Raw genomic sequence first — 22,048 nt, forward strand, 5'->3', positions numbered from 1 at the left:
CCGGCCACTTCAACCCCACCCCATCGCTATGCTGAACACACACCTCCGCAAGCGGACCGTGCTGGCCCTCGCCACGCTCGCGTCCGCTGTTTCTTCATTTGCCAGTGAAGCTGACATCAAGATTCCGGACCTGACGCAGGTCCACTTCGACGGACTTGGCGGCATGAGCGGCCTGACGCTAATGTATCTCGGCATCGTGCTGTGCGTCATCGGCGCGGCCTTCGGCCTCGTGCAATACGCGCAGACAAAAGCGCTGCCGGTGCACGCCTCGATGGGCAGCGTGTCGAACACCATCTGGGAGACGTGCAAGACCTACCTCTTCACGCAGGGCAAGTTCCTCGCGATCCTTTGGATTCTGATCGCAGCGTGCATGGTCTACTACTTCGGCTTCCTGTCGCACAACACGCCCTTCCACGTCGTCGTCATCCTGCTCGCCTCGGTGCTCGGCATCCTCGGCAGCTACGGCGTCGCGTGGTTCGGCATCCGCATCAACACCGTGGCGAACAGCCGCGCCGCCTTCTCCGCCCTCCAAGGCAATCCGCTCGCCACCCTCTTCATTCCGCTGCGCTCGGGCATGAGCGTCGGCCTGCTCCTCGTCTGCGTGGAGCTGTTCTTCATGATCTGCATTCTGGTGTTCCTGCCGCGCGAGCTGGTCGGACCGTGCTTCATCGGCTTCGCCATCGGCGAGTCGCTCGGTGCCTCCGTGCTGCGCATCTGCGGCGGCATCTTCACCAAGATCGCCGACATCGGCTCCGACCTGATGAAGATCGTCTTCAAGCTCCCCGAAGACGACCCCAAGAACCCCGGCGTCATCGCCGACTGCACCGGTGACAACGCCGGCGACAGCGTCGGGCCGACCGCCGACGGTTTCGAAACCTACGGCGTCACCGGCGTCGCGCTCGTCGCGTTCCTCGCCCTCGCGCTCGCCGCCAGCTCGTCGCTCTGCGCCATCCTCGTCATCTGGCTCTTCGCCATGCGCGCGCTGATGATCGTCACGTCGCTCGTCTCTTATTTCCTCAACGAAATCATCTCGAAGGCGAAATACGGCGCGCAGAAGGACTTCGATTTCGAGGCGCCGCTCACGCACCTCGTCTGGATCACGTCCGCCGTCTCGATCGGCATCACGTTCCTCGCCTCCTACTTCCTGCTCGCGCACCAGAGCGGCGGCGTCCAGGGCGACCTCTGGTGGGTCCTCTCCGTCATCATCAGCTGCGGCACGATCGCCGGCGCGCTCATCCCGGAGTTTACCAAGATCTTCGTCAGCACCAACAGCCGCCACGTCAAGGAAGTGACCAACTGCTCCAAGCACGGCGGCGCCTCGCTGAACATCCTCTCCGGCTTCGTCGCGGGCAACTTCTCCGCGTTCTGGATGGGCCTCATCATCATGCTGCTGATGTGGACCTCCTACCACTTCTCGCAAAACCCGGCGCTGCTCGCGCTGTTGCCCGGCAAGTTCGCCTTCGCCGCCCCGATCTTCGCGTTCGGCCTCGTGGCGTTCGGCTTCCTCGGTATGGGCCCGGTCACCATCGCGGTCGATAGCTACGGCCCCGTCACCGACAACGCCCAATCGGTCTACGAACTCTCGCAGATCGAAGCGCGCCCCGGCATCGCCGCGGAAATCGAGAAGGACTTCGGCTTCAAACCCGACTTCGAGAACGCCAAATACCAGCTCGAGAAGGGCGACGGCGCCGGCAACACCTTCAAGGCCACCGCCAAGCCCGTGCTCATCGGCACCGCGGTCGTCGGCGCGACCACGATGGTGTTCGGCATCATCATGCTGCTCGAAAATCTCTTCGGCGACGTCGTGCAGAAGCTCTCCATCGTGCAGCCCGAGATCATCCTCGGCCTCATCATGGGCGGCTCCGTGATCTACTGGTTCACCGGCGCGTCCTGCCAGGCCGTCGTCACCGGCGCCTACCGTGCCGTCGTCTACATCAAGGAGAACATGAAGCTCGATGCGACGACCGCCTCCGACAAGGACAGCAAGGAAGTCGTCCGCATCTGCACCGAATACGCGCAGAAGGGCATGTGGAACATCTTCATCGTGGTGTTCTGCTTCGCGTTGGCGCTGCCGTTCTTCAACGCCTACTTCTTCATCGGCTACCTGATCGGCATCGCGTTCTTCGGCCTGTTCCAAGCCATCTTCATGGCCAACGCCGGCGGCGCCTGGGACAACGCCAAGAAGATCGTCGAAGTCGAACTCCGTCAAAAGGGCACCGACCTCCACGCCGCCACCGTCGTTGGCGACACCGTGGGCGATCCGTTCAAGGACACCTCGTCCGTCGCGATGAATCCGGTCATCAAGTTCACGACGCTCTTCGGCCTGCTCGCCGTCGAGATCGCGGTCACGATGACCAACGTCCAGGCCAAGCACGCCATCGGCGCGGTGTTCTTCCTCATCGCCCTCGTGTTCGTCTATCGCAGCTTCTACAGCATGCGCATCCCCGACGACACGGCGAAGGCCTGAGCGCCCCGTCCCGGGCGGTTGCCTTCAACCGCCCATCCTTTCGGCCGCGGCTCCCGCCGCGGCCTTTTTGTTGGGTCGAATTCAATGCCGCCAAATTGGCGTTGATCCTTTCCGCCGTCGGATCGATCCGATCAACGCGTGCCGAAAAAGTCGCCACGCAACGTCAACGAGGTGGGAGCAGACACCCCCAACCGCCCGAAAAGGCTCCGCCCGCCCGGCGATTACCCGACTTACGACGACGCCTTTCGGCCCGAAGACGCGATTGTCGCCGAAGCGCCCGGTGTCGTTCAGCCCAGCCAACTTCTCCTGCGCGACGACACTCGCGGCCTCTACCTCTATCACGGTGATTGCCTCGAAGTCATGGAGCGGCTCGCCGCTAAGCACCCAGGAGGCGTCTTCGACCTCATCTTTGCCGACCCGCCCTACTTCCTCTCCAACGGCGGCATCACCTGCCACGCCGGCAAGATGGTGAAAGTCGACAAGGGCGAGTGGGACAAGTCCCGCGGTCCGGAACTCAACCACGAGTTCAACACCGAGTGGTTGAAGCGCTGCCAAAAGCTCCTCAAGCCCAACGGCACGATTTGGGTCAGCGGCACGCACCACGTCATCTTCTCCGTCGGCTACGCGATGCAGCAACTCGGCATGAAGCTGCTCAACCAAGTCACGTGGCAAAAGCCGAACCCGCCTCCCAACCTCGCCTGCCGCTACTTCACGCACTCGACCGAAACCCTGCTCTGGGCCGCCAAGGACGCGAAGAGCCGGCACCGCTTCAACTACGCCGACATGAAGCGCGCCAACGGCGGCAAGCAGATGAAGGACGTCTGGACCTTCACCGCGCCGAAGAACGCCGAGAAGTCCTTGGGCAAGCACCCAACGCAAAAGCCGCTCGCCCTCCTCGAACGCATCCTCCTCGCCAGCACTGCACCCGGCGACCTTGTGATGGACCCGTTCCTGGGCAGCGGCACGGCGGGCGTCGCATGTGTGGTGCATTGCCGGCGTTTCGTCGGGATTGAGCGCGACGCTCACTACATCCAGCTCAGCCTGCAGCGACTTGAGGCGGTCGGATTCACACTCGATGTCGAAATCCACCTCACGCTCTTTGCCACAAATGATCTTGAACTGATTTCAGATCGGATCGATCCGATCCCAACGATGTCCACGGAGGGCTCGCCAACAACGGAACGCGTGTTTCACGAATCGAAGTTCGTCTTCCTTTCGTGTGCACCGGTCGCCTCAGCGCGTGTCGTGCACACGACGGTGGACACCTCACTGCAGGAAGCTTGGGCCCACGCCCCCGATGGGAAGAAACGCCAGACCACCCACATCGTCCGCTGCGAGACGGAGATTTTCTCTCTGAAAACCAATTGAGCGCATGTCCAACGGTTGATCTAGTCGGACGTGGACTTGCGGCTCCAGTTCGACCTCGCGGCAAACTACTCCAGTGCTGCCCAACGTGCACGCGTCGTCACTGAAGCATGGGGGGCGCGAAACCTCTACTGTTGTAGCTGTGCGGCCACGCAACTGGCGCCGCAAACGGCCAATACCCACGTCGTTGACTTTAAGTGCCCGGATTGCGCCGAGCGTTATCAGCTCAAATCCAGCAAGAGTGGCTTCCGCACCACTGTGCTCGGCGCGAACTACGACAAGATGATGGAGGCCGTGCGCGCAAACCGCACACCTCACTTTCACCTGCTGCACTACGTGCTGCCGGAGGCGATGGTCAGAAATCTAGTGGTGATACCACGGTTCGCAATATCCTCCTCCGCAATTCGGCCGCGCAATCCGCTGAGCGAGGTCGCCCGACGAGCCGCTTGGGTGGGTTATTTATTCGACCTCCGCCTAGTGCCATCGACCGCGAAGATCGCACTCATCCGCGAGGGAGAGATAATCGATCCCGTCAGCGTTCGAGCGCAGTTCGGCAAAATCGCGCGCATAGCATCGCTCAGTGTCGAGCAACGCGGTTGGTCCCTGGACGTTCTCCGCTGTCTCGAGTCGTTGCATTGCGCCGAATTCACCACGAGTGAAGCGTATCAGTTCGTGCCGGAACTCTCAGCGTTGCACCCCGCCAATCGACACATCCGCGAAAAGATAAGGCAACAACTACAGGTTCTCCGCGACCGCGGTCTGCTTCGCCAAGTCGATCGCGGTCGCTGGATGCGCGTCTGAGTCCGGGGTGTTCTCGGGCTTTTCGTTGCGCGGACCATTCGCGGCGTGCAGTTTCGTGCCATGAAACGCCTGGTCCTCTGCCTCTTCGCAAGTGCCACCCTCTTGGTCGGCGCCACCGCCGCCCCGCTCCGCGTCGCCTGTCTCGGCGACAGCATCACCGAGGGCGCGGGAACAAAGGACTTCGCGCGCGAATCCTACCCGGCGCAACTCGCCGGCTTGCTCGGCTCCGACTACGAGGTGCGCAACTTCGGGTGCGGCGGCGCCACACTGCTCGACATCGGCGACAAGCCCTACCGCTCGCTCCCGCACTTCGCGAAAGCCTGCGCGTTCCAGCCCGAGATCATCGTCATCGGCCTCGGCACCAATGACACCAAGCCGCAGAACTGGCGCTACGCCGACCGCTTCGTCGCCAACTACGTCTCGCTCATCCGCCAGCTGCGCGAACTGCCGTCGCACCCGCGCATCCTCATCTGCCGTCCCATGCCCGCCTGGCCGCCGAGCGGCTGGGGCATTTCCCCGGACGTCATCGCGCACGAGCTGCCGTCGCTGCTCGCCGAAATCGCCGCCGCGGAAAAAGTCCCCGTCATCGACCTCTTCACGCCCATGCGCGACCAGCATCCGCTCACGCCCGACCATGTGCACCCCAACGCCCAGGGTGCCGCCATCCTCGCGCAAACCGTTGCCCAGGCCATCCGCACGCAAAGTCCGTAGCCCGCTATCGCGCCTTTCCGAGTTATTTTGCGGCGACCTTTAGTCACTTCGCCGCCCTCGCGTGTCTCAAGGGCACCCCGGACTTATCCTTTTCGGAAAATGCCCCCTGAAACCACAGAAGAAGGCCGCTGGTTCGCCGATCACCTGCTCGTGCACGAGCCGCAGTTGCGCGCCTGGCTGCAAAGCCGCTTCAGCTCGAACGTGCCGGTGAGCGACATCATCCAGGAATCCTACCTGCGCGTGTTGCGGGCCCGGCAGACCGACGCGGTCAACGCGCCCAAGGCCTTCCTCTTCGCCACCGCGCGCAATCTCGCCCTCAACGCCGCGCGCAGCGCGAAAGTCCGCGGCGAGCACATCTTCGACCCGCTCGATGAAACGCAGCTGCTGGACGAGGACGCCAACGTGCGCGAGTCCGTCGCCCACTACGAGGAACTCGAAATCCTGACCCGGGCAATCCAGTCGCTGCCGGACCGCTGCCGGCAGATCTTCACCCTCCGGAAAGTCTACGGCCTGTCGCAGGCCGACATCGCGCGGAAACTCGACCTCTCCCCGCGCACCGTGAACGCCCAGCTGGCCATCGGTCTCAACAAATGCGCGGACTTCGTGGGCAAGTTCTGCGAGAAAGGATCGGCATGAACCCGGCCGAATCGGACCCCGCCGCCACGCGGCGCCAACGCATTCGCGAAGCAGCCGCCGAGTGGATCATGAAACGCGACGCCGGCTTCACCGCGGCGGAGCAGGACGCATTTTTCGAGTGGCTGGCCGCGTCCCCGCAACACGCCGAAGCCTACACTGCGCTCCAAGCCGTCTTCCAGCGGATGGACGTCATGGTCGAGTGGCGGCCCCTGCACGCGCTCGAACCCAATCCCGATCTGCTCGCCGCCCCGGCCGCCCGATCGCCGCGCCGCCGCACGCTCGCCTGGCTGGGCGGCCTGGCCGCGGTGGTCGCGCTCGGTCTGGCGCTGTGGCACGGGCCAACGGGCGTTTTCTCCCCCGTGCCCGCGCGCCTCGCCGCCGGCGATGCCGCCCAGTCGTCCGAACGACACGCGCTCGAAGACGGCTCCGTCGTCGTGCTCAATCGCGGCGCGCAGGTCGCCGTGCGCTTCGAACCCAAGCGCCGCGTGCTCGATCTCATCTCCGGCGAAGCTTATTTCCAAGTCGCCGAGGACAAAGCACGGCCGTTCATCGTGCGCGTCGGCGGCGTCGCCGTCACCGCGGTGGGCACGGAGTTCAACATTTCGATGACCGCGGAGCGCCTCGAGGTGCTCGTCACCAAAGGTCGCGTGCGCGTCGAGCCGCCGCCCAGCGCTCCGCACGTGCCCGGCGCGGTGCCGACGCCGGCCATCAGCGAGCAGACTCTCGATGCGCACCAGGCCGTCGTCGTGCCGACCGACGCGCCGGAATCCCCGTGGGTCGTGGAAACCTACACCCCGCAAGTCATCGAACAGAAACTCGCCTGGAAAAACGACCTCGTCGACTTCCGCGCCGTCCCGCTCTCCGAAGTCATCCTCGAATTCAATCGCCGCAACCACACGCAGTTGGTGATCGGCGACGAGAGCCTCGCCCAGCGGCCGATCACGGCGATGCTGCGGTTATCGAACGTCGAAAGCTTCCTCGAGTTGATCAGCGTCACGGAGCACATCCACGCCGAGCGCCACGGTGCCTCGAAGATCGTGCTGCGCCACGAGCCGTGAGACTGGTCCGCGCGCCTGTCGATCCCTCCCGCGCCGCGCAGCGGACGCCTGGCCTTCCCCGCAGCGTGAACCTCATTTTCTCCTCCACGCTTTCATCCGACCCGTCCCTTTCCACGCTGCTTTTTAGTCATCCATGATCTCCCAGGTGTCTTGCAGGGCGAACCCCCGCCCTCGTGCGCCTGCCTCCGTTATCTTCCCCGACAGTTGATGCTGTTCCGGCGTCTCGCGCGCTCCGTCTGGCTGCTGCTCCTCGTGCTGCTGCACGCGGCGGGCGCGAGCTTGGGCGCGACGACACCGCCCGCGGACTTTGCGATCCCGGCGGGCCCGGCGCACGAGCGGCTCAAGCTCGCCGCGCAGCAAGGCAACGTCGAGGTGTTGATCTCGACCGACGTGCCGCAGTCCGCGACGACGCGCGCGGTGCGCGGACGCCTGACGCCCGAGGAGGCTTTGACCCGCATGCTCGAGGACACCCCGTTCGCGGCCGTCCCGGTTAGCGGCGGCCACGCGTTCGGCATCCTCCGCAAATCGCCGCGACCCGCCCCGCGAGGCGACGGCGACACCAATCAATCCGGCTCCTCTACCCAACCCCTTTCTTCGATGGACACCTCACCCGCCACCCCGCGGAAAACCTGGCTCTCAGCTGCGCTCAGCGCGGTCGCCTCATTCGCTTTCGCCGCCCCACCCCCGCTCACCGCCCAGGAAAAAGCGACGGAAACCGTCGTCACGCTCAACCCGTTCGAGGTGCGCGCCCCCGGCGAATCCAACCTCTGGACCGTCAACCAATCCTCCGGCGGCACGCGCGTCGCCGTGCCGATCAAGGAGCTGCCCTTCTCGCTCGATGTGCTCACGACGCGCTTCATGGACGATTTCATCGTCAGCGATCTCGGCGAAGTGCTCTCGCAGGTCGGCAACGTCTCCGGCCTCGAGTCCTACACCGGCGCCGGCTCGGGCAACTCCATCCGCGGCTTTTCCCAATATTACCAGCTGCGCAACGGCTTTTATCGCAACGGCGTCATCGACAAGACGCTCGTCTCCCGCGTCGAAGTCATCAAGGGCCCCTACGCCGCCATCTACGGCCGCGGCGAGCCCGGCGGCGTGATCAACTACATCTCCAAGCGCCCCGTCTTCGGCCAGAATTCCGGCAAGGCGCTCGTTGAAGCCGGCGGGAACCGCACCGGCCGCGTCCAGCTCGAGCACAACCTCGCGCTCGGCCGCCGCACCGCGCTCCTGCTCGCCGGCTCCTACGCCGAACGCGATTTCGACCAGATGTTCACCTACGAGCGCACGCGCAACTTCGGCGCCGTGTTGCGCACGCTCCTCACCGATCGCACCGAGCTGCTCCTCGAATACGAGCACATGTTCCGCCGCAACAACCGCGGCCGCCCCGTCATCGACGTTCGCATCGACGGCGTCGATCCCACCGATGGCACGCGCAACAAATACACCGGCGAATTCGCCTACGACTTCATGGCCAAATACGGCTGGGTAAACACGCTCGGCCCCACGACCTACAGCGACCGCCAGCTCGACACCGTCAACCTCACGCTCATCCACCAGTTCTCCTCCGACGTCAGCCTGCGCGTCGCCTACAACGACTCCCGGACCACGCAGGACTACGACTACACGGCCTTCGGCGGCTCCACGATTCTCGTCAACCCGACGACCCACGAATTCACCCGCTGGAACACCGTCGCCGCTCCCTTCTGGCGCCAGTTGCCCTCCGACGTGAAAAATCTCCAAGCCGACCTCACGGTGAACTTCGACACCGGCCCCGTGAAACACTCGACGCTCTTCACCTTCGACTATTCGAACCAGATCGACGGCCGCGTTTCTGAGCGCGCCGCGCGCGGCGTCGCCACCGACGTCCACACCGTCACCTACACCGGCGCCGTGCCCAACTACACCAATGACGCCGGCTCGCTCCACGGCCCGCGCACCAGTCCGATCCCGGCGTTCAACACCTCCATCAGCCGCTGGGCCACGCCGCAGTATTACACCTGGCTCCAGGAAAACCGCAGCCTCGACTACGACATCTCCGGCGTGTTCCTCATGCACCGCGCGCGCTTCCTCAACGACAAGATCCTCGCCATGGCCGGCGGCCGCTACGACACCGCGAAGACCGTCATCACCGATCGCCTCAGTCCCGACAAAACCACCGTCACCGGCCAAACGCAGTCCCGCGTCGACGACTTCACCTATAACGTCGGCCTGAACTACTACGCCACACCCACCACTGTCCTCTACGGCTCGCACTCCACCTCGTTCAACCCCAAGGGCGACGTCTACTCGAACACCGGCAAGCCCATGCCCAACGAACGCGGCGACGGCTGGGAAGTCGGCTTCCGCACCCAGCTGCTCAAGGAGCGGTTCGACGTCGGCGCGAGCTACTTCCACATCGAACGCCAGAACGTCCGCATCGCGAACCCCGACTTCGACAGTGCCGTCGATAATCCCGCGCAGAAACCGCAATTCATCGCCGGCGGCCTCGACCGCTCGAAGGGCTACGAGTTCTACGCCAACGGCAAAGTCACCGACGCGTTTTCGCTCCGCGTCTCCGCCGGCACAGTCGACGCCCGGCACATCAAGAGCCTCGACGCGTGGAAGCAGGGCCTGCACCTCGTCCGCACGCCGGAGTGGAACTACGCCGTCGGCGCCAACTACCGCGTGCGCACCGGTCCGCTGAAAGGCCTGAGCCTGAACGCCGCCTACCGCGCGCAGAGCGGCTATCGCCTCATGGACCAGACGCCGTCCGCGGTCGATCAACGCATCAACCTGCGCGCGGAGGAAGGCGGCATTCTGGATCTCGCCGCCGGCTACAACTGGAAAACCGGCACGCGCCTGAAGCACACGATCCGCTTCGCCGTGAAGAACGCCCTCGACGACATCTTCATCGAAGGCAGCGGCTACTTCACGCTCGGCCGCCAGTTCACCAGCTCCTACACGCTCGAATACTGAACCCCCAGCCGCCTCGCCGGAGGCGGCTGATTTGCACGTCTCACGCGCCACACTGGAACGCGCGCTCGGCAAAATCGAGCGCGCAAGGGTGGTCGCCGACGTCCCGGTGGCGACAAAATCGCGCCGCGCGCGCGATGCCGCCGAGGACGGCGGCACCCATCTTCGCCGCCACTTTTTCGACCATAAAACCTCATGCACCGCCTCCGCTTCTTTCTTCGTCTCCTGCTGCTCGGTTGCGCCACGACAGCTCTTCGCAGCGCTGAGTCGCACGAATCTCCCGATGCCTCCGAGTCCACTCCGCCCACCGAACCACCCGGTCTCGTTTGGCACCGCACTGCCGATTGGGGCGTCGAAGGTCGCGCACTCCCGGACGCCAAGCGCCTCCGCTGGTTCGATCGGCTGCCCGCCGCCGCGCAAAGCCGCGTCACCGATAAGGTCTGGAAACTCAGCCGCGACAGCGCCGGCATGCTCGTGCGCTTCCGCACCGATGCGTCCACGCTCTGGGCCGACTACACGCTGCTGCGCGGTCCCAACGCCGGCGCCAACCAAACCGCCATCGGCGCGAGCGGTCTCGACCTCTACGCGCGTGACGACACCGGCCACTGGCGCTGGGTCAGCGTCACGCGCCCGACCAGCCAACACATCCGCCAGGAACTCGTCAGCGGCCTCGCGACCGGCGCGCGCGAATACGCGCTCTACCTGCCGCTCCGCAACGGCGTGGAAGAACTCACCATCGGCATCCCACCCGACGCGAAGTTCGAAGGCCTGCCTCCGCGCGCGACGAAGCCGATCGTCTTCTACGGCACCTCCATCACGCACGGCGCCAGCGCCTCGCGTCCGGGCATGACGCACGTCGCCATCCTCGGCCGGCGCCTCGACCGCCCCGTGATGAACTTCGGTTTCTCCGGCAACGGCCGCATGGACGCCGCCGTCGGCGAGGTTCTCACCCAAATCGACGCCGCGATCTACGTCATCGACTGCCTGCCGAACATGAACCCCGCCTCCGTCCGCGAGAAGTGCCTGCCGCTCGTCCGCCAGCTCCGCACCGCACATCCGGACACGCCCATCGTGCTCGTCGAGGATCGCCGCAAACCCAACGTCTGGATTCTCCCCGCGCGCGATCGCTTTCACTCGGAAAACCACGCCGCGCTGCGCGAATGCTTCGAAGCGCTCCAGCGCGAAGGCATCACCGATCTCTATTATCTGCCGGGTGACGATCTGCTCGGCGACGACGCCGAAGCCACCACCGACGGCTCGCACCCGAGCGATCTTGGCTTCGTTCGCCAAGCCGACGCCTTCGAGCCGCTCTTGCGCAAAATTCTCGGCCCGTAGTTCCACGCCCCGCCACTCGCCGACGACACTCCGCCGCCGGCCGCAACTCCCAAACCCCGATCCCCATGAACCTCCGCGTTCTGCTCCGTTCGCTTCTCACCGTCGGCACGCTGGGCGGCGGCGCCGCCCTGTTCGCCGCCACCGGCAATCCGTGGTTCGACGACTTCGTCACCTACGACAACGCCAAGGGCTCCACCTACACCGCGCGCACCGACGCCGCCTACCTCGCCTGGCAGGAGAGCTACATGCTGCGCAGCTACCTCAACCTCTACGAAGTCTCTCAGGACACCGCGTGGCTCACCAAGTTCACCAACCACGCCGACACCGTCATCGGCAACGCCATCGACTACGACGGCGACGGCTATCGCGATTGGACGACCGCGCGCTACTCGCCGAACCTCGCGCTCAACTCCGGCTTCGAGACCGCCAACTCCGGCGACGCCACGCTCCCGGCCAACTGGACCCGCAGCGGCTCGACGAGCACGACCGCGTTTCGCACCAATGCCCCCGGCGCGTTCATCCCCGGCGACGCCTGCTCGAGCGTGACGTGGGGCGTGGAGCTGATCACCGCCGGCGCGACCTTGCAGCGGCTCTATCAGGATATTCCGACCTATCTGCCGAATCACCGTTACGAACTCGCCTTCTCGGCGAAGAACGGCGGCAGCGTCGCCGCGCGCGCGTTCGTCTACGATCGCACCACGAGCACGGTCCTTGGCAGCGTCTTCGCCAGCTCCGCCAACTGGAAAAGCTATTCGCTCGAATTCGTCATGCCCGCCGCCGGCCACGACGTCGAACTCTGGCTGAGTCACGCCGCCACCACCACGAGCGGCGACACGATGTTCTTCGACAACCTCCGCGTCTCGCCGTTCTTCGCCTATCACGTCGTCGACGGCATGATCGGCACGCCGATCGCCGCGTTCGTGCGCCTCGTGAATCAGAACGCGACCGCACTCTCGTCGTTTCAAACCAAGGCGAACGACTACCAGGCCTTCCTCGAGAACCACGTCATCGCGAAGTGGGAGGACCCCGCCGGCTTCTACGGCAACACCTGGGTCAGCGTCTCCGCCACCGAAGGCTACTACGAAGAGCCGGCCGGCTACGACACGTTCTCCTCGAACACGTCGTTCAGCCCGCTCCCGCACAACCAGTCCTTCGCGCTGCTCGGCGTGCAGAGCATTCTCTACGAGGTGAACGCCAATTCCGCGTATCGGCAAAAGGCCGACAAATGCGCGACCTTCTTCGCCAACCTGCTCACCACTCAGGGCGCCGCCTATTCATGGAAATACGGCACGCACACCGGCGCGAAAATCGAGGACGCATCCCACGCGAACGTCGATCTGGAGTTCATCACGTCGCTCCACCGCGGCGGACACGTCTTCACCGGCGCGGACCTGACGAAATTCACCGCCACGCTGACCGATTACGTGTGGGACGGCTCCACGTCTGCGCCGCAGCTGCACAACCACGTCAACGGCACGAAAGGCTCCTATTGCACGGACTTCGATTTCTCCCGCGAGATGTGGGGCTGGGTGCCACTGGCGCAGTTCGACCCGATGGCCTGGTATATCGGCGCCGCCCAATATGCCGCCACCGCGCCTTCGGACCCGAGCGAAGCAGCCACGTTGTCCGAGCTCATCAAGTGGGACCCGGTCAAATTGACGAACCAAGGCTTCGAACTCGCCGACCCCGCGGACGTGACACTACCCGCACGCTGGAGCCGCGTGCTCTCCACTGCCAGCACGGCCTACCGCGACAGCACGAACACCCGCCGCGGCGCCTACGGCCTGACCCTCGTCGCCAACGGCACCCAGTGGCAAAAACTGCAACAGCCATGGAGCGACTACGTGGGCGACGCGACCTATGTGGTCACGCTCGACGCGCAGGTCGACAGCTCCGGTGCCGACGGACGCGTCTGGATCGTGAACGAAACCGCCGGCACCACCATCGCCAGCTACAACATCACGAGCACGGCGTGGACGACGCATTCTTTCAGCTTCACCGCCCCCGCGAACGGCACCGATGTCGTCTCCGTTCTCCTCGGCCACCGCGACTACACGATCTCGGGCGGCCAGGCGCACTACGACAACGTGTCGATCAAGCGCTCGGGCGATGCTTGGTAGCATAACCGGGAGCCTCCGAGGCTCAACCGTGAGCGAGGGTGCCCCGGCTGGGGGCCGGGGCACCCTTCCCGCCCGTGGCCGCGCACTACATCAAGTGTCTCTGCCACATGCGTCCGCGATCGGCCCCGCGCTCAAGACAACCAACTGAGCCTCGTCGCGCTCCGCCATTTCGGCTAGCAGCGCACACGCGGCCCGGCTCTCAGCTCTCAGCTCTCAGCTCTCAGCTCTCAGCTCTCAGCTCTCAGCTCTCAGCTCTCAGCTCTCAGCTCTCTTAAACTTAAACCCTTAATCTTAAACTGGCGCGCCAGCGCCCCCGTGCCACGCCGCGAGCACCGCGGCTTCCTTGTCGGCCTTGAGACCGGCCTTCGGTTTCGCACGCCGGTCTTCCGGCAACGATTTCCAGAACGCGAGCGTGTCCGCCGCCGTCACGGCGAGCGAGCGGAATGTCAGACCGGCGGCCACGGACTTTTGCCAGCTCATGCGATGGAAGCCGACCGTCTCGCCCTGGCCGGGCACCCAAACGGTGAGCTCGCCCCACGCCTGCACTTTCTGCTGCTCGAGAAATTCCGCTGTTACGTGCGTGAAGCGCGCATTGCCGCCCACCGCCGCGCGCACGCCGTGCAGCAGCGCGGCGGTCGAGAGTTCGTAGTCGGGACCGTTGCCGTTGAAAGCGCCGAACGCCCGTTGCTCCACGAGGCGCACCATCCATTCGGCGAGGTCGCGCGCGTCGATCAGTTGCACGGGATCGTCGGCCGGCGGAGCGAGCACCTCGCCGCCCTGCGCGATGCGCACCGGCCAGTAGGTGAAACGGTCGGTATCGTCGCCCGGCCCCACGATCAGCGTGGGACGCACGATCGTCGTGATGCCCGGAAACCATTTCTCCGCCTCGGCTTCGCAACCGGCCTTCATCGGACCGTAGAGATTCATGTTCGCGAGCAGCGTGGCCCGCGTCTCCTTCATGAGGTCGGGGCCGGTGTATTTCGCGAGCGGCGCGGTCTCGTCCATGCCGGCCTTCGCGGTGTCGGCGTAGGCGGAGAGCGAGGAGACGTAGACGTAGTGCTTCACCTTCCCCTGCAAGACACGGCCGGCGTCGCGCACCCAATACGGCACGCTCGTCGGGTTATCGATGCACGCGTCCCACTCGCGGCCCTCGAGCGACTTCAGGTCGCCGGTCTCGCGATCGCCGGTCAGCTCCTCGACCTCCGCCGGCCATTCCTTCGGGCGGCGGCCGCGATTGAAGAGCGTGAGCTTGTGCCCGCGCGCGAGCGCGTAGCGCACCTGATGCGGCCCGATGAAACCGGTGCCGCCGAGGATGAGGATGTTCAACGGCTTCGCCGCGCGCTCGACGCCGCCGAGCGGGTCGATGTGCACCGGCTTCGGTTTCGCCGCGAGCGCGGCGGTCTGCGCCGTGGCGCGGTTCAGGAGCGTGGCGGCGCCGGCGAGCGCGCCGAGTTTGAGCATGTCGCGACGGTTCATGGGGGTAAGCCGCCACTTTGCGCAACGCGCCCAGCGCGCCAATGCCAATCCGGCGAGCGGTCCATCCACGCCGACGAATCGTGCACCGCGCACGACGGCGACCGGTTCGTCGCAGCCCGCTCGACTTCATCGACGGTCGAGGCAAGCTCCGCGGCTTCACGCCATGAAATTACCCCGCCTGTTCGCTGCGGTCGCGCTGGCCGCATCCGCCCTCCTCTCCCCGCGCACCGCCCTCGGCGCCAATGCCGACTTCGACCGCTGGGCCGAGTCGTTCGCCACCGACTGGGTGCGCGCCAACCCGACCTTCTCCACTCTCCAACAATACCTGCCCGCCGCCGAACAGGACGCGCTCGACCGCCAGCTCACGCCGAACACGAAGGAATTCCGCGCCGGCCGCGTCGGCGCCGCCAAGGCCGCGCTCGCCGACCTGGCGAAGTTCGACCGCGCCACGCTCAGCGCCGACCAGCGCGCCTCGGCCGCCACGATCGAATGGTCGTTGCGCGGCATCGTGGAGAGCGAGCCGTTCGCCGACTTCAATTTCGTGTTCAACCAATTCGGCGGCCTGCACGTGAACGCTGTCAATTTCCTCACGCAGGCCCACCCGATCCGCAACCGGCGCGACATCGAAAACTACCTCGCCCGTCTCGCGCTCGTCGCCGGCCGCATCGACGAAGGCGTCGCGCAGGCGAAGGACGCCGCCGCCCGCGGCTTCCTCATGCCGGACTTCATCACGCGGTCCACGCTCGGGCAGTTCGAGCGCTTCCTCAGCGGCCCGCCGCGCGAGAACCGCTTCGTCGCCTCGCTCGACGAGCGCGCCGCGAACCTGAAGGACGTCACCGCCGAGGAACGCGCCCAGTTCGTCGCCGCCGCCGAGAAGATCACGACGGAGCAAATCATTCCCGCCTTCCACCGCGCCCAAGCCATGCTGCAGGAACAGCTGCCGCACACCACGAGCGACGCCGGCCTCTGCCGCCTGCCGGGCGGCGACCAGGCCTACGCGAACGCCCTGAAGCGCTTCACGACGACCGACCTGACCGCCGAGCAAATCCACCAACTCGGCCTGCGCGAGGTCGCGCGCATCGAAAAGGAAATGGACGGCTACTTCCGTCAGCTTGGCTACCCCGACGGCTCGATCAAGGAGCGCATGGAAAAACTGGAGCACGACCGCCAGCCAACGGAAGCCGACCCGCGCCCGATGATGCTCGCGAAATTCGAGTCGATCCTCCGCGACGCCGAGCAGCGCGCCAAACTCGTCTTCGATATCACGCCGAAAGCGCCTGTCATCGTGAAACGCGAGCCGCCGTTCACCGAGAAGACCGCCGCCGCGCACTACACCGGTCCCGCGAAGGACGGCTCGCGCCCCGGCATCTTCTGGGCGCCGCTGCCCGGCCCGACCTTCGAAATCGCGACGATGCGCACGCTCGTCTATCACGAGGGCGTCCCCGGCCACCACTTCCAGATCGCGCTGCAGCGCGAAACCGAGAGCCTGCCGCGCTACCGCCGCGACGGCATATTCAGCGGCGGCTCCGCCTACGCCGAGGGCTGGGCGCTCTACGCCGAGCAACTCGCCGCCGAGAACAACTGGTATGAAGGCGATCTCGTCGGCCGCCTCGGCCAGCTCGACGATGAACTCTTCCGCGCCCGCCGCCTCGTCGTCGACACAGGCCTGCACGCCTTCAAGTGGACGCGCCAGCAAGCGATCGACTACGGCATCAAAGCCTCCGAAGTGGAGCGCTACGTGATGAACCCCGGCCAAGCCTGCGCCTACAAGATCGGCATGCTGAAAATCCTCGAGCTGCGCGGCCAGGCGCAACAGGCGCTCGGGCCGAAATTCGAGATCAAGAAATTCCACAACCTCGTCCTCCAAACCGGCAACGTCCCGCTCGCCGTGCTCGAACAGGTCGTGCACGAGTGGGTCGCCGCGCAGAAGTGAGCGACGAAACGTGGATCGTCCTCGTGCGCGTGGCGGGTGCGCTGCACCTCGTCACGCTCGCGCTCGCGACGCGGACGCCGATTCCGCCGGACTGGGAAAGTAACCTCGCGGCGCTGCCGCCGGTGCATCGGCGTTTCGCGGTTGTGCAGAACGCCTACATCGGCCTCACCATTGCGGCGCTCGGCCTGCTATCGCTCGGCTGCGCGCGCGAACTCGTCGCCAGCACGCCGCTCGCGCGCGGCGTCTGCGGCGGCATCGCGCTCTTCTGGGGCGGACGCGCCGCGCTGTTGCCGTGGCTCGACGTGCGCCCGTGGCTCACGACGCTTTGGCTGAAACTCGGCTACGCCTGCCTCGTGGCCGAGTGTGTCGGCTTTACGTTCGTCTTCGGCTGGCTCGCGCTGCGACCGGCGTGACGCGCCGCGTCAGGCGTGGCGACCCTTGAACGTCAGCTCGGCCACGCCGCTCTTGTCGAGACCGCCGAGACCGAGCGCGACCATCCGGTCGAATTGCGCCTTCGTCGCGGCGGCGAGCGGCAGTTGCAAGCCGACGTCGCGCCCGAGTTGCCAGGCGATGGTCGAGTCCTTCGCCGCGTGCGCCGCGGAGAAATAGCAGTCGTGCGCGCGATTCTGCATGTCCTCGCCGTCCGTCTTGAGCACCTGCGAATTCGCGCCCGTCTGCGCAAACACCTCGCGCAGCATATCCAGATCGAGCCCGAGCGCCTGTCCGAGGCCGAGGCCTTCGGCGAGCGCGGCGGTGTTGACGTTCATGATCATGTTCACGAGCGCCTTCACCTGCGCAGCCTGGCCGGCGGTGCCGATGTAGCGCAGCGCCGTGCTGAGATTTTTCAGGATCGGCTCCACGCGCTCGAACACCGCGCGTTCGCCGCCGCACATCAGATAGAGCGTGCCGTTGCGCGCCTGCGGGATCGACGACGCCATGCAGCCCTCGAGCGAGGAGGCGCCGACGATCTTCGCGCGGCGCTCGACCTCCACGTGCACGCCCGGCGTGAGCGTGGCGCAATTGACGAAAACCTTCCCGCGCGCGCCGGACAGGAGCGAGTCGCCGCTTTCGGCGAACACCGCGAGCTGCGCCGCGTCGTCGGTCACGACCGTGAAGATCACGTCCGCGGCCGCGGTCACGTCGGCAAGGCGCGCGGCGTGGGTCGCGCCAATCTCGGCCGCGAGCGCGGCGGCGGCCGGCGCGTGAGCGTCGTAAACCGCGGTGACCGCGTAGCCGCAGTCCATGAGGCGGCGCGCCATATTGCCGCCCATGCGGCCGACTCCGACGAAAGCGATGCGTTCAGGCATAGGTGAGCGAAGGGTTGCCGGTGAACATCCCCATCCGCCGCCAAAGCGCCAGCCCGATGTGCGCCGGCGTGCGCGCGGCGGCAAAACGCCTCCGGCGCGGGCCGCGGCTCCCGACCCGCTTCGTCCCGTCTTTAGCTTTGCGGCGGCGCGAGGGCGCGTGTTGCGTCGAGGCGGTCGCCCCAGCCCGCCCACGCGCATGATCTTCCTGCTCCGCCTCCTGCTTCGCCTCGTGTTTCGTTTCCGCGTGGAAGGCGCCGAGGCGTTGCACGGCCCCGGCCCGATGCTGCTCTGTCCGAACCACACCTCGTGGCTCGACTGGGCGTTCGTGCTCGTGTGCCTCGACGACGATTGGAAATTCGTCGCGTCGTCCACCACCGCGCAAGCGACGTGGATTCATCGCAAGATGATGATCAATTCGCGCACGTTTCCCGTCGACAACACCTCGTCGTTCGCCGTCCGCGGCATGGCCGAGCATCTCGAAAAAGGCGGCAAGCTCGTGCTCTTTCCCGAGGGCCGCATCTCGAGCACGACCGCGCTGATGCGCGTCTACGACGGCACGGCGTTCCTCGTGCACCGCACGGGCGCGAAGGTCATCACCTGTTACCTGCGCAACGCCGTGCGCGTGAAATGGGTCCGCCACAAAGGCTGGACGCAGTGGTTCCCGCGCGTCTCGGTGCATTTCAGCGCGCCGCTCACTGCGCCCGACACCTCGTCGCTCGCGCACAACGTCGCCCGCCAGAAGATCACGCAATGGCTGCGCGACCAGATCATGTTGCAGCAGTTCGACGCCGAGATGCGCTGCGGCCCCGCGACACTGCCCGCGATGATCGCTGCGACGGCCCGCGCGATGCCGGGCAAGATCGCGCTGGAGGACATTTCGTTCACGGAGTTCACCTATTCGCGCCTGATGATCGCGACCGATGTCCTCGCGCGCACCCTCGGCCGGCATCTCTCGCCCGCGCGCGGCGAACGCATCGGCGTCATGCTGCCCACCGTCAACGGTGCCGTGACGACCGTCCTCGCGCTCTGGTCACTGGGGAAGACGCCGGCCTTCCTTAATTATTCGACCGGTCCCGCCGTGATGCTCGCGTGCGCGCAACTCGCCGGGCTCAAGCAGGTGCTCACCTCGCGCGCCTTCCTTGAGAAGGCGAAGATCAACCTGCAGCCGCTGCACGACGCGGGGATTCAGTTCATATATCTCGAAGAGGTGCGCACGGAGATCTCCGGGCTCACGAAGTTCGCCGCCGCGACGCGCAACGCGTTCTCCTTCGCGCACGCGCTCACGCACGCACCGGTCAGCGCGACCGACACGGCGGCGGTGATCTTCACCAGCGGCTCGGAAGGCGTGCCGAAGGGCGTCGAGCTCACGCACCGCGGCATGCTCGCGAACCTGCGGCAAATCTTCGCCGCGGCCGACCTGCGCGACGACGATCGCTTTTTCAACGCCCTGCCGTTCTTCCACAGCTTCGGACTCGTCGGCGGCATTGCCGCGCCGCTCGTGCGCGGTTGCTACGTGTTCAACTATCCGTCGCCGCTGCACTACCGCATCGTGCCGACGGTCGTCTACGAGAAGAACTGCACGATTCTCCTCGGCACGAACACGTTTCTCAACGGCTACGCACGCAAGGCGCACCCCTACGACTTGCAGACGGTGCGCTACCTCGTCGCCGGCGCGGAGAAGGTGCAGACCGCGACCTTCGAGACCTACGCGCGCAAGTTCGGCGTGCGCATCCACGAAGGCTACGGCGCCACCGAGTGCGGCCCCGTCGTGTGCATCAACACCAAGATGGACCCGCGCACCGAGACCGCCGGCCGTCTGCTGCCGGGAGTCGAGTATCGCCTCGAACCTGTCGCCGGCGTGCCGGAAGGCGGCCAGCTCTTCGTGCGCACGCCCGCGATGATGAAGGGTTACCTCAACCCGGACGCGAACGCGAAGTTCCAGGCGCTCGGCGGCTGGTATGATACCGGCGACATCGCGAAGATCGACGCCGACGGCTACGTCACCGTGCTCGGCCGCATGAAGCGCTTCGCCAAGGTCAGCGGTGAAATGATCTCCCTCACCGCCGTCGAAGACGCGCTCGCGGGCGCGTTCGCCGCGCAGCTCGGCGCGCGCTGCACGATCGCCATCGTCGCCGTGCCCGACGCCGAGAAAGGCGAGAAACTCGTCGCGCTCGCCAACGAGCCGCGCCTGCAACTCACGGACGTCCGCGCCGCCGTGCGCGCCAAGGGCCTGAGCAATCTCTGCGCGCCGCGCGAACTGCGCTTCGTGCCCGCGATTCCCAAGCTCGGCTCCGGCAAGACGGATCATCGCGAACTGCTGCGCCTGCTGCAGGCCGGCGAAACCACTCCGGCCCCAGCCGCGACGAGCGTCAGTGCTCCTGTCGCCTGAGTGCCCCGGCGCGGGGCGCTCGATTGGAGGGCGCGGCTACCGCCGCGCCGTTCGGGTGCGCCCGTTGGAACGTTCGCGGCGCCGCGGCAGCCGCGCCCACCCGTTCGTCTGTTTCCCGCGAGGCGCTCGCCGGCCACCCGACACAGTCGCCCGCGAAAAATTCGCGCAACGGCCACTGGCGCACCGCCGCCGTCCGGGTAAGATCGCTCCATGTCCGACGCCTTCGCCCTCGACGCCTATTGCGCACGCATCGGCTACTCCGGCCCGCGCGAGCCGAACCTCGCAACGCTGCACGCGCTGGCGCTGCATCACGCGACTGCGATTCCGTTCGAGAATCTCGACGTGCTGCTCGGGCGTCCCGTCGTTCTCTCGGCCGAGGCCCTCACGGCGAAACTCGTGCAGGCGCGGCGCGGCGGCTACTGCTTCGAGCAAAACGGCCTGCTGTTGCTCGCCCTGCGCGCGCTCGGCTACCGCGTGACGCCGCTCGGCGGGCGCGCGCGCTGGCAAATGCCGCGCGACTTCGTGCCGCCACGCACGCACCTCGTTCTGCGCGTGCATCTGGCTGGCGGCGACTGGCTGGTCGACTGCGGGCTCGGCTCGGCCTCGCTCACCGGCGCCATTCCGCTCGAATTCGACCGTCCGCATGAGACGCCGCACGAGGCGCGACGCCTGGTGCGGGAGGACGACGGCCGGATTTTCCATCAGGCGTTGTTGGGGGACACGTGGGCGGATGTCTGCGAGTTTTCCCTCGCCGAGATGAACCCGATCGACTGCGAAGTGGCCAACTGGTGGACGAGCGCGAATCCCAACTCGCGATTCAAACGGGAGCTGCTCGTCGCCCTCGCGCGACCCGACGGCACACGCAAGGCCATCCGCGGCGACACGTTCGTCCACCGGCGCGGCGCGGAAATCCTGCACCAACGCACGATCGAGTCCGCCGCCGATCTGCTCGCGCTGCTCGCCGAGCACTTCGGGCTCCCTTTCCCGCCGGAAACGCGCTTCGGTCCCGCCGACGCGCCATGGGCGCGTTAGTCGCGCATCCCTCACACTCGCTCGTGCAAGCGAAACGCGGCGTCGCCCTCGGCAGTAGGCAGCGAGCTTGCTCGCGCCCGAACACCCCTGCGGAACAGGCACAAACAAGCGCGACCCGCGGTGCGTCGGAAAGACCTAGCCATGTCCGCACCACTACCGCCGCACCGGCTTCGCGACCCGACGCCGCGGCGGTAGTCGCGCCCTCCAGGCGAGAACCGTGATGCCTTCGCTCTAGTCGCGCTGCACGCTCACCGTATAGGTCCGGCCATCCGGGTGCTTGGTCACCACGACCAGCGTCGCGCCCGCATCGACGCAGCGCTGCACAAAGGCGCCGACCTCGGACTGGGGGATGTTTTCGTGCCGCTCCATGAGAATCATCTAATCCGTTAGGCTACGCGGCGAGCAGGCATGCGGCAGGAGGGAAAACCGCCTAACTTTAGGTGCTCGGCAAAAGCGAGCAGTCGCG

At 66.1% G+C, this 22,048-nt stretch carries 17 protein-coding genes; 13 read left to right on the forward strand and 4 right to left on the reverse strand.

Translation table 11 applies throughout. The features are described from left to right. The first annotated feature begins 28 nt into the window (after positions 1 to 28). From KF715_09885 to KF715_09915, 7 genes are all read left to right on the forward strand, one after another. On the forward strand, positions 29 to 2,467 hold the full coding sequence (locus KF715_09885) for a sodium-translocating pyrophosphatase (protein ID MBX3736988.1): 2,439 nt from the start codon (positions 29 to 31) through the stop codon (positions 2,465 to 2,467). Positions 2,468 to 2,605: 138 nt separating this feature from the next. Continuing rightward, positions 2,606 to 3,835 (forward strand): site-specific DNA-methyltransferase, encoded by a 1,230-nt coding sequence (locus KF715_09890; GenBank protein MBX3736989.1) that lies wholly within the window; start codon positions 2,606 to 2,608, stop codon positions 3,833 to 3,835. Between the two features lie 30 nt (positions 3,836 to 3,865). Beyond that, a complete protein-coding gene (locus KF715_09895) occupies positions 3,866 to 4,633 on the forward strand; it encodes a hypothetical protein (protein MBX3736990.1) in 768 nt (255 codons plus the stop codon). Positions 4,634 to 4,693: 60 nt separating this feature from the next. Next, positions 4,694 to 5,344: a hypothetical protein gene (locus KF715_09900; protein ID MBX3736991.1), complete on the forward strand. Its 651-nt coding sequence runs from the start codon at positions 4,694 to 4,696 to the stop codon at positions 5,342 to 5,344. A gap of 99 nt (positions 5,345 to 5,443) precedes the next feature. Further along, positions 5,444 to 5,980: a sigma-70 family RNA polymerase sigma factor gene (locus KF715_09905; GenBank protein MBX3736992.1), complete on the forward strand. Its 537-nt coding sequence runs from the start codon at positions 5,444 to 5,446 to the stop codon at positions 5,978 to 5,980. Beyond that, positions 5,977 to 7,038 carry a FecR domain-containing protein gene (locus KF715_09910; protein MBX3736993.1) on the forward strand — a complete coding sequence of 354 codons (1,062 nt, stop codon included), beginning with the start codon at positions 5,977 to 5,979 and terminating at the stop codon, positions 7,036 to 7,038. The genes KF715_09905 and KF715_09910 overlap by 4 nt, the downstream gene beginning before the upstream one ends. Before the next feature lie 207 nt (positions 7,039 to 7,245). Further along, the gene (locus KF715_09915) at positions 7,246 to 9,993 is read left to right on the forward strand and encodes a TonB-dependent receptor (protein MBX3736994.1); all 2,748 of its coding nucleotides are present in this window, start codon (positions 7,246 to 7,248) and stop codon (positions 9,991 to 9,993) included. A gap of 40 nt (positions 9,994 to 10,033) precedes the next feature. Here the strand turns inward: KF715_09915 and KF715_09920 are convergent, their stop codons facing one another. Further along, positions 10,034 to 10,177, reverse strand: coding sequence for a hypothetical protein (locus KF715_09920; protein MBX3736995.1), 144 nt, complete (start codon positions 10,175 to 10,177; stop codon positions 10,034 to 10,036). Positions 10,178 to 10,185: 8 nt separating this feature from the next. Here KF715_09920 and KF715_09925 point away from each other — a divergent pair, with 8 nt between their 5' ends. Together KF715_09925 and KF715_09930 are read left to right on the forward strand one after the other, a co-directional pair. Beyond that, positions 10,186 to 11,325 (forward strand): SGNH/GDSL hydrolase family protein, encoded by a 1,140-nt coding sequence (locus KF715_09925; GenBank protein MBX3736996.1) that lies wholly within the window; start codon positions 10,186 to 10,188, stop codon positions 11,323 to 11,325. A gap of 65 nt (positions 11,326 to 11,390) precedes the next feature. Beyond that, the gene (locus tag KF715_09930) at positions 11,391 to 13,445 is read left to right on the forward strand and encodes a hypothetical protein (protein ID MBX3736997.1); all 2,055 of its coding nucleotides are present in this window, start codon (positions 11,391 to 11,393) and stop codon (positions 13,443 to 13,445) included. A gap of 291 nt (positions 13,446 to 13,736) precedes the next feature. Here KF715_09930 and KF715_09935 read toward each other — a convergent pair whose 3' ends face one another. Further along, positions 13,737 to 14,921 (reverse strand): hypothetical protein, encoded by a 1,185-nt coding sequence (locus KF715_09935; protein MBX3736998.1) that lies wholly within the window; start codon positions 14,919 to 14,921, stop codon positions 13,737 to 13,739. 163 nt (positions 14,922 to 15,084) lie between these two features. Between KF715_09935 and KF715_09940 the strand changes: the two genes are divergently transcribed. After that, positions 15,085 to 16,854: a DUF885 domain-containing protein gene (locus KF715_09940; GenBank protein ID MBX3736999.1), complete on the forward strand. Its 1,770-nt coding sequence runs from the start codon at positions 15,085 to 15,087 to the stop codon at positions 16,852 to 16,854. Then, positions 16,851 to 17,267: a hypothetical protein gene (locus tag KF715_09945; GenBank protein MBX3737000.1), complete on the forward strand. Its 417-nt coding sequence runs from the start codon at positions 16,851 to 16,853 to the stop codon at positions 17,265 to 17,267. Before KF715_09940 ends, KF715_09945 begins: the two co-directional genes overlap by 4 nt. Positions 17,268 to 17,276: 9 nt before the next feature. On the opposite strand, the gene KF715_09950 is transcribed toward KF715_09945, so the two are convergent. Further along, positions 17,277 to 18,161 carry an NAD(P)-dependent oxidoreductase gene (locus tag KF715_09950; GenBank protein MBX3737001.1) on the reverse strand — a complete coding sequence of 295 codons (885 nt, stop codon included), beginning with the start codon at positions 18,159 to 18,161 and terminating at the stop codon, positions 17,277 to 17,279. A gap of 196 nt (positions 18,162 to 18,357) precedes the next feature. Here KF715_09950 and KF715_09955 point away from each other — a divergent pair, with 196 nt between their 5' ends. Together KF715_09955 and KF715_09960 are read left to right on the forward strand one after the other, a co-directional pair. Then, positions 18,358 to 20,550, forward strand: coding sequence for an AMP-binding protein (locus tag KF715_09955; protein ID MBX3737002.1), 2,193 nt, complete (start codon positions 18,358 to 18,360; stop codon positions 20,548 to 20,550). A 210-nt stretch (positions 20,551 to 20,760) separates the two neighbouring features. Next, on the forward strand, positions 20,761 to 21,582 hold the full coding sequence (locus tag KF715_09960; protein MBX3737003.1) for an arylamine N-acetyltransferase: 822 nt from the start codon (positions 20,761 to 20,763) through the stop codon (positions 21,580 to 21,582). A gap of 231 nt (positions 21,583 to 21,813) precedes the next feature. Here KF715_09960 and KF715_09965 read toward each other — a convergent pair whose 3' ends face one another. Then, positions 21,814 to 21,951 carry a hypothetical protein gene (locus tag KF715_09965; GenBank protein ID MBX3737004.1) on the reverse strand — a complete coding sequence of 46 codons (138 nt, stop codon included), beginning with the start codon at positions 21,949 to 21,951 and terminating at the stop codon, positions 21,814 to 21,816. Between the last annotated feature and the right edge of the window lie 97 nt (positions 21,952 to 22,048).

Origin of the sequence: Candidatus Didemnitutus sp., assembly GCA_019634575.1 — a bacterium.
Classification (GTDB): domain Bacteria; phylum Verrucomicrobiota; class Verrucomicrobiia; order Opitutales; family Opitutaceae; genus Didemnitutus.

Excerpts from the sequence above, each read along its gene's own strand:
- KF715_09885 (MBX3736988.1), top strand. The coding sequence starts at position 29 with ATGCTGAACACACACCTCCGCAAGCGGACCGTGCTGGCCCTCGCCACG.
- KF715_09915 (MBX3736994.1), top strand. The coding sequence starts at position 7,246 with ATGCTGTTCCGGCGTCTCGCGCGCTCCGTCTGGCTGCTGCTCCTCGTG.
- KF715_09960 (MBX3737003.1), top strand. The coding sequence starts at position 20,761 with ATGTCCGACGCCTTCGCCCTCGACGCCTATTGCGCACGCATCGGCTAC.
- KF715_09935 (MBX3736998.1), bottom strand. The coding sequence starts at position 14,921 with ATGAACCGTCGCGACATGCTCAAACTCGGCGCGCTCGCCGGCGCCGCC.
- KF715_09965 (MBX3737004.1), bottom strand. The coding sequence starts at position 21,951 with ATGGAGCGGCACGAAAACATCCCCCAGTCCGAGGTCGGCGCCTTTGTG.
- KF715_09930 (MBX3736997.1), top strand. The coding sequence starts at position 11,391 with ATGAACCTCCGCGTTCTGCTCCGTTCGCTTCTCACCGTCGGCACGCTG.
- KF715_09950 (MBX3737001.1), bottom strand. The coding sequence starts at position 18,161 with ATGCCTGAACGCATCGCTTTCGTCGGAGTCGGCCGCATGGGCGGCAAT.
- KF715_09920 (MBX3736995.1), bottom strand. The coding sequence starts at position 10,177 with ATGGTCGAAAAAGTGGCGGCGAAGATGGGTGCCGCCGTCCTCGGCGGC.
- KF715_09955 (MBX3737002.1), top strand. The coding sequence starts at position 18,358 with ATGATCTTCCTGCTCCGCCTCCTGCTTCGCCTCGTGTTTCGTTTCCGC.
- KF715_09925 (MBX3736996.1), top strand. The coding sequence starts at position 10,186 with ATGCACCGCCTCCGCTTCTTTCTTCGTCTCCTGCTGCTCGGTTGCGCC.
- KF715_09940 (MBX3736999.1), top strand. The coding sequence starts at position 15,085 with ATGAAATTACCCCGCCTGTTCGCTGCGGTCGCGCTGGCCGCATCCGCC.
- KF715_09905 (MBX3736992.1), top strand. The coding sequence starts at position 5,444 with ATGCCCCCTGAAACCACAGAAGAAGGCCGCTGGTTCGCCGATCACCTG.
- KF715_09910 (MBX3736993.1), top strand. The coding sequence starts at position 5,977 with ATGAACCCGGCCGAATCGGACCCCGCCGCCACGCGGCGCCAACGCATT.
- KF715_09900 (MBX3736991.1), top strand. The coding sequence starts at position 4,694 with ATGAAACGCCTGGTCCTCTGCCTCTTCGCAAGTGCCACCCTCTTGGTC.